The following is a 6,666-nucleotide window of genomic DNA, read 5'->3' as shown; positions in this document are numbered from 1 at the left end:
TGGGCCAAGCCGCGCCCCGGCGTCAACGGCGCCGAGCCCGCCGTACCGGTGCCGCCCCCCGCGCCCGCGGAGAGCCCGGCGGGCTGGCGGCCCTGGCGGTTCCGTATGTCCAACGACGTCTGGGGCACCCCGGCCGTCGCCGACGACCTCGTCTACGTCACCTCCTTCGAGGTGCACGCCCTGGACGTGGCCACCGGGCGGCGCCGCTTCAAGACCAGGGACGTGGCCTGGTCGATGGCGGTCGCGGAGGGGCGGATCCACGCCTCCGACGGCCCCACCCTGTTCGCCCTGGACGCCCGCGCGGGAACGGATCTGTGGCGGCTGTCAACGGACGCCTGGGTGTACTCCCTGAAGGCCGAGCGCGGCACCGTCGTCACCGGCACCCGCGGCGGCGGCGTCCAGGCCTGGGAGGCGGTGAACGGCCGCAAGCTCTGGGAGATCACCGGCTGCCAGAGCGACTTCGAGTCCCCCGAGGCCGGCCCCGCCCTGCACGACGGCACCGTCTACGTCTGGCAGGACGCCCGGCTGCGCGCCCTGGACGCCCGCACGGGCGACGAGCGCTGGTCGTACCCGATCGGCGACGCGGCCTCCTGCGGCGGCGTCCCGGTCCGGGTGGCGCCCGCCCCCGACGGCTACGTGTACATCACCGCCGGCACCCGTGTCCTCGCCGTCGACATCGCGGCGGGGCACGTCCGCTGGCACTTCGAGGCACCGGCCGTCTTCCTCTCCCCGCCGGCCTACGCGCCCGGCCCCGCGGTCACCGGCGGCGGCATCTATCTCACCGACTACCTCGGCACGGTGTACGCCCTGGACGCCACGGACGGCCGCGACCGCTGGCGCATCGCCACCGAGGCCCGCACCTCCGTCGAGCCGGTCCTGGTCGCCGCCGGCCACGTCCACGTCGGCAGCGGCACCGGCCTCTACACGCTGGACGCGGTCACCGGCACGCCCAAGTGGCGCTTCCAGGCGGGCGGCGACATCGTGGGCTCGCCCTCGGTCGCCGAGGGCCGCATCCACTTCGGCGCCACCGACCACCTCCTGTACACGCTCAAGGCCGACGACGGCCGGCTGCGCTGGAAGCTCGCCACCGGCGGCGAGATCACCGGCTCCCCGGTCGTCAAGGACGGGATCGTGTACGCGTGCAGCAAGGACCGGTGTGTCTACGCCCTCGACGCCGAGAAGGGCACGGGCACGGCCCGCACCGCCTGACGGCGCCACGGAACGCGGCGGCCGGGCCGGGTGCGCGACGGGCCGGCACAGCGGCGGCACCGGCTCAGGGGGCGGGGGAGGGGGCGGCTGCAGCAGCTCCGGCACCGCCCTCGACGGAGCCTCAGCGGACGCGATGTCCACCGTGGCGCCGGGCGGCGAACAGCTCCGCCTGCCGCCCGGGCGGCAGATTCCCCAGCGCGATGAGCGACGGCGCCTGCGCGAACGCCGCCGCGAGGGCCGCCTCCCGGCCCGCCCACAGCGCCCGTACCGTCCCCTGGACGGCCTCGGGGGGATACCCGGCGAGCACCGTGGCGCAGGCGGTCGCCGCCGCGAGTGCCTCGCCCGGCGGCGTCAGTTCGGACACCAGACCCACCTCGTACGCCCGCCGCGCCGAGAGCCGCTCCGCCGTGCCCATCAGAGCCGTCCGGGCGGCCTCCCCGTACGGCATCCGCTGCGCCATCAGCATCGCCTCGTACGCGCTGACCATCCCGTAGGAGGTGTGCGGGTCGAAGAAGGTGGCCGTCTCGTCCGCGACCACGAACTCGGCCTCCCCGAGCAGGTAGAAGGCCCCGCCGCAGGCCATCCCGCGCACGGCCGCGACGACGGGCTTCCACAGGTCGTTCGCCTTCGGCCCGACGCCGAGCAGCGGATCGTCCTGCATGTACGGCGACCCGGGCTGCGGCACCGAGGCGTCCCGGTCGATGCCGGTGCAGAAGGCCCGCTCCCCGGCGCCGGTGAGGACGACGGCCCGCACGGTGTCGTCGTGGCGGAACGCCCGCCAGATCGCGGCCAGTTCGCTCGCCATGGCGAGATCGAGGGCGTTGAGGCGCGCGGGCCGGTCGAGGGTGACGACGGCGACGCCGGTGTCCTTGTCGGCGGTGACCCTCAGGCCGCTCATCCGTACACCCACTGCGGGATCCCGGCGTCGGTGAAGACGACCCGCACCTTGGCGCCGATCCGGACGCGATCCGGCGGCACGGAGTCGAGGGCGGCACCGGCACGGCTGACCAGGTTGCCGACGAGCCGTATCCGCGGCGCCTCCGCCAGTTCGACCACGATCACGTTGTAGGGCGCCTGCGCGGCGTAGTCGGGCAGCAGGGGCGGATGCGGGACGACGTACGACCAGATGCGCCCGAGCCCCGACATCCGGCGCCACTCGCTCGCGAAGGAGTGACAGTGCGGGCAGCAGGGGCGGGGCGGGAAGCGCAGCTCACCGCAGTCGGCGCACGCCTGGATGCGCAGCTCGCCCTGGGCGGCGTACCGCCAGAAGGGCGCGCCCTCGGGGTCGACGACGGGACTCAGCATGCCTCTCAGCTCCTCAGCAGCAGTGCGGACGTGGGGACTCCCTCACCCGCGGTGACCAGGCAGGTCGTTGCGCCCGGTACCTGGGCGGTGCTGGTTCCGCGCAGTTGCCGCACGCCCTCGGTGACGAGGTTGAACCCATGGACGTAGGCCTCGCTCAGGCCGCCGCCGGAGGTGTTGAGCGGCAGCCGCCCGCCGATCTCCAGGGCGCCGCCCTCGGTGAACGCCCCGCCCTCGCCGCGCCCGCAGAAGCCGTAGCCCTCCAGGGACAGCGGCACGAGGGCCGTGAACGCGTCGTAGATCTGCGCGACGTCCACATCCTGTGGAGTGAAGTCGGCGTGCTTCCACAGATGCCGGGCGGCACTCCAGGCGGGCCCGGTGAGCGGGTCGTCGTTCCAGTAGTTGACCATGCCGTGGTGCTGGGCGGGCAGGCCCTGCGCGGCGGAGTGGACGTACACGGGCCGGTGCCGGCAGTCCCGGGCCCGCTCCCGGGAGACGACGACGCAGGCCAGCGCCCCGTCCGTCTCCAGGCAGTTGTCGAAGAGACAGAGCGGCTCGCTGATCCACCGGGAGGTCATGTACATCTCGCGGGTCAGGGGGCGGTCGTACATGATGGCGGCGGGGTTCTGGTTGGCGCGGTTCCGGCAGGCGAGCGCCACGTTGAAGAGGTGGGCGCGGGTGGCGCCGTACTCGTGCAGGTAGCGCCGGGTGAGCATGGCGATCTCGTCCGCCGGCCGCAGCAGGCCGAACGGCCGCGTCCACTGGCCGGGGGCCGGCAACTGGACGGTGGTGTTCGTCCACGGCCGGGGCCCGCTGCCCCGCTTCCGCGACCGCCAGGCCACGCCCACGGTCGCCTGCCCGGTGGCTATCGCCGCGGCGAGATGCGCCACGGTCGCGCACGAACCCCCGCCGCCGTAGCCCACCTTGCCGAAGTAGGTGAGGTCGCCGAACCCGACGGCCTTCGCCAGCTCGACCTCGTCGGTCTCCTCCATGGTGTACGAGGCCAGCGCGTCCACCTCGCCCGGCGCGATCCCGGCGTCGTCGAGGGCGGCGAGGACGGCTCGGCAGGCGAGGGTCCGTTCGTCCTCCGGAAGGTGCTTGGCGAACGCGGTCCGGCCGACGCCGACGATCGCGGTCGCGTCCTTGAGACCTGCCATGGTCCGCGCACCTCCCTGTGCCGACAGGACTGCTGACAGGCCGTCAGGCTACAGCTAATCTGACGAACAGTCAGCTCACGGTCGGGAGGCTGTTGTGCGCGGAGATCTGGAGACAGGCGGGGAGTGGGGGAGCGTTGGGGGCCTGGTCCGGTGGGCGGCCGGGCGCTACGCGGACGTCGAGGCCGTGGTCGAGGGCCGCACCCGGATCTCGTACGCCGACCTGGGCGCCCGGGTCGAACGGGCGGCGGCCGCCTGCATGGCCCACGGCATCCGCCCCGGCGACCGCGTGGCGGTCTGGGCCCCGAACTCGCTCGACTGGATCGTCTCGGCACTGGGCGCGGTCTCGGCGGGCGCGGTGCTGGTGCCGCTGAACACCCGCTTCAAGGGTGCCGAGGCGCTGGACGTGCTGCGCAGGAGCGGAACGCGGCTGCTGTTCGTGACGGGCACGTTCCTGGGGACGTCGTACGTGGCCTCGCTGCGCCGGGCGGCGGGACCGGGCGAACTGCCGGTGCGGGTCGTCGTCCTGGCCGAGGACGCGCCCCCGGACTTCCGCACCTGGAAGGACTTCGTGGCGGAGGGGGAGGGCATCGGCGCGGCCGAGGTGCGGGAGCGGGCGTCCGCGGTGTCCGGGTCGGCGCCCTCGGACATCATCTTCACCTCCGGCACGACGGGCCGGCCCAAGGGCGCGGTGATCACCCACGCGCAGTCCCTGCGGGCCTACGACATCTGGGGCGACCTGGCCGGCCTGCGTCCGGGCGACCGCTATCTGATCGTCAACCCCTTCTTCCACACCTTCGGCTACAAGGCCGGCGTCCTGGCCTGTCTGATGAGGGGCGCGACGATGATCCCGCAGCCGGTCTTCAACGTCGGTACGGCGCTGGCGAACATCGCGGCGGAGCGGGTCTCGGTCCTGCCCGGCCCGCCGACCCTCCTCCAGTCCCTCCTCGACCATCCTTCCCGGGCCGCGCACGACCTCTCCGCGCTGCGGCTGGTGGTGACGGGAGCGGCGGTCGTGCCGTTGCGGCTGGTGGAGCGGCTGCGCGGGGAACTGGGCGTCGAGGCGGTCCTCACCGCGTACGGCCTCTCCGAGGCGAGCGGCATCGTGACGATGTGCCGCCGGGGCGACGACCCGTCGGTGATCGCCGCCACGTCGGGCAGGGCGATACCCGGCACGGAGGTACGCGTCGACGCGCCCCTCGGCACCCCCGGCGAGGTGCTGGTCCGCGGCTTCAACGTCATGCGGGACTACTACGACGACCGGCCGGCCACGGACGAGGTGCTCACCCCCGACGGCTGGCTGCGCACGGGTGACGTCGGCGTGCTGGACGCCGCGGGCAACCTGCGCATCACGGACCGCATCAAGGACATGTTCATCGTCGGCGGCTTCAACGCGTACCCGGCGGAGATCGAGCAACTGCTCGGTCTGCACCCGGAGGTGGCCGACGTGGCGGTGATCGGCGTACCGGACACCCGGCTCGGCGAGGTCGGGAAGGCGTACGTGGTCCGGCGGGCCGGGGCCGTGTTGACGGCGGACGACCTGATCGCCTGGGCGCGACGGGAGATGGCGAACTACAAGGTGCCCCGCGAGGTGGAGTTCGTGGGCGCGCTGCCGCGCAACGCGAGCGGCAAGGTGGTGAAGGGCCGGTTGCGGGCGAGGGGCGTGGGTGCCTAGGCCGATGCCCGCCCCTCGCGCGAACGGGGCGGCGTACGCCGACGGGTGTCGGTGTACGCCGCCCTGGGGTGGGACGCGTCGCGGGAGGATGGCCGCCTTGCCACGGCGGTTACTTCGGGTCGTCGTCGAACTTCGAGGTCGACCAGAAGTAGCCGAGTGTCGCGAGGCCCAGGCACCAGGCCAGGGCCAGCCATCCGTTGTGGCCGATCCCGGTGCCCAGCAGCAGGCCGCGCAGGGTCTCGATGGCCGGGGTGAACGGCTGGTACTCGGCGACCGGCTGGAACCAGCCCGGCATAGCGTCCAGCGGGACGAAGGTGCTGGACAGGAGCGGCAGCAGGATCAGGGGCATCGCGTTGTTGCCGGCCGCCTCGGCGTTCGGGCTGACCAGGCCCATGCCGACGGCGATCCAGGTGAGCGCCGTGGCGAAGAGCACGAGCAGTCCGAACGCCGCGAGCCACTCCAGGACGGTCGCGTCGGTGGAGCGGAAGCCGATGGCCACGGCGACGGCGCCGACGAGGACCACGCTGGCGACCGACTGGAGCACGCTGCCCACGACGTGCCCGACGAGCACCGATCCGCGGTGGATCGCCATGGTGCGGAAGCGGGCGATGATGCCCTCGGTCATGTCGTTGGAGACGGAGACGGCGGTGCCGATCGTGGTGCTGCCGATGGTCATCAGCAGCAGGCCCGGGACCACGAAGGCGATGTACTCGGAGCGGTCCGGACCGCCTCCGCCGATGCCCGCGCTCATGGTGTCGCCGAAGATGTAGACGAAGAGCAGCAGCAGCATGATCGGCGTGAGCAGCAGGTTCAGGGTCATCGACGGGTAGCGCCGGGCGTGCAGGAGGTTGCGGCGCAGCATGGTGGAGGAGTCGCGCAGGGCGAGGGAGATCCGGGTCGGGCGGGTGGGTGCCAGGGGGGAACTCATCGGGCGGCCTCCGTGGACTGGTTGGGGACGACGGCGCCGCCGGTCAGTGCGAAGAAGACGTCGTCGAGGTCGGGGGTGTGCACGGTCAGCTCGTCGGCCTCGACGCCGGCGGCGTCCAGCCGGTCGAGCAGGGAGCGCAGCTCGCGCTGGCTGCCGTCGCTGGGGATCTGGAGGGTCAGCGCCTCGTCGTCCCGGGTGGCCGGGCGCAGTGACGAGGCGGCGCCCTGGTAGGCGGCGGGATCGGTGAACCGGAGCCGGACATGCCCGCCGGGGACGATCCGCTTGAGCTCCTCGGCGGTGCCCTCGGCCGCGATCTTCCCGTCGTGGAGGACGGCGATGCGGTCGGCGAGTTCGTCGGCCTCCTGGAGGTACTGGGTGGTGAGGAAGACGGTGACGCC

At 73.3% G+C, this 6,666-nt stretch carries 6 protein-coding genes and 1 pseudogene; 2 read left to right on the top strand and 5 right to left on the bottom strand.

From position 1 onward, the window contains the following. Positions 1-1,209, top strand: a 1,209-nt coding sequence (locus AB0O67_RS35895; protein WP_365459841.1) for a PQQ-binding-like beta-propeller repeat protein, incomplete at its 5' end; no start/stop codon positions are given. Positions 1,210-1,330: 121 nt separating this feature from the next. On the opposite strand, the gene AB0O67_RS35890 is transcribed toward AB0O67_RS35895, so the two are convergent. The 3 genes from AB0O67_RS35890 to AB0O67_RS35880 are packed head-to-tail and all read right to left on the bottom strand — an operon-like array spanning position 1,331 to position 3,668. Beyond that, positions 1,331-2,107: an enoyl-CoA hydratase/isomerase family protein gene (locus AB0O67_RS35890; protein ID WP_365459838.1), complete on the bottom strand. Its 777-nt coding sequence runs from the start codon at positions 2,105-2,107 to the stop codon at positions 1,331-1,333. Next, positions 2,104-2,514 carry an OB-fold domain-containing protein gene (locus AB0O67_RS35885; RefSeq protein ID WP_365459835.1) on the bottom strand — a complete coding sequence of 137 codons (411 nt, stop codon included), beginning with the start codon at positions 2,512-2,514 and terminating at the stop codon, positions 2,104-2,106. The genes AB0O67_RS35890 and AB0O67_RS35885 overlap by 4 nt, the downstream gene beginning before the upstream one ends. 5 nt (positions 2,515-2,519) lie before the next feature. Then, the gene (locus AB0O67_RS35880) at positions 2,520-3,668 is read right to left on the bottom strand and encodes a lipid-transfer protein (RefSeq protein ID WP_365459832.1); all 1,149 of its coding nucleotides are present in this window, start codon (positions 3,666-3,668) and stop codon (positions 2,520-2,522) included. A 94-nt stretch (positions 3,669-3,762) separates the two neighbouring features. On the opposite strand from AB0O67_RS35880, the gene AB0O67_RS35875 reads away from it, so the two are divergent. Further along, the gene (locus tag AB0O67_RS35875) at positions 3,763-5,340 is read left to right on the top strand and encodes a FadD3 family acyl-CoA ligase (protein ID WP_365459829.1); all 1,578 of its coding nucleotides are present in this window, start codon (positions 3,763-3,765) and stop codon (positions 5,338-5,340) included. Between the two features lie 109 nt (positions 5,341-5,449). On the opposite strand, the gene AB0O67_RS35870 is transcribed toward AB0O67_RS35875, so the two are convergent. Continuing rightward, entirely contained in the window at positions 5,450-6,268 is an 819-nt protein-coding gene (locus AB0O67_RS35870; RefSeq protein WP_365459826.1) for an ABC transporter permease, read from the bottom strand. Continuing rightward, a pseudogene (locus AB0O67_RS35865) lies at positions 6,265-6,666 on the bottom strand (ABC transporter); the annotation flags it as partial. The gene AB0O67_RS35870 and the pseudogene AB0O67_RS35865, both read right to left, overlap by 4 nt.

The sequence above is a fragment of the Streptomyces sp. NPDC086077 genome (assembly GCF_040686175.1).
Classification (GTDB): domain Bacteria; phylum Actinomycetota; class Actinomycetes; order Streptomycetales; family Streptomycetaceae; genus Streptomyces.
This window is presented reverse-complemented; position numbering and strand designations above follow the sequence as displayed.

Coding starts and splice junctions, on each gene's coding strand:
- AB0O67_RS35890 (WP_365459838.1), bottom strand. CDS start 2,107: ATGAGCGGCCTGAGGGTCACCGCCGACAAGGACACCGGCGTCGCCGTC.
- AB0O67_RS35885 (WP_365459835.1), bottom strand. CDS start 2,514: ATGCTGAGTCCCGTCGTCGACCCCGAGGGCGCGCCCTTCTGGCGGTAC.
- AB0O67_RS35880 (WP_365459832.1), bottom strand. CDS start 3,668: ATGGCAGGTCTCAAGGACGCGACCGCGATCGTCGGCGTCGGCCGGACC.
- AB0O67_RS35870 (WP_365459826.1), bottom strand. CDS start 6,268: ATGAGTTCCCCCCTGGCACCCACCCGCCCGACCCGGATCTCCCTCGCC.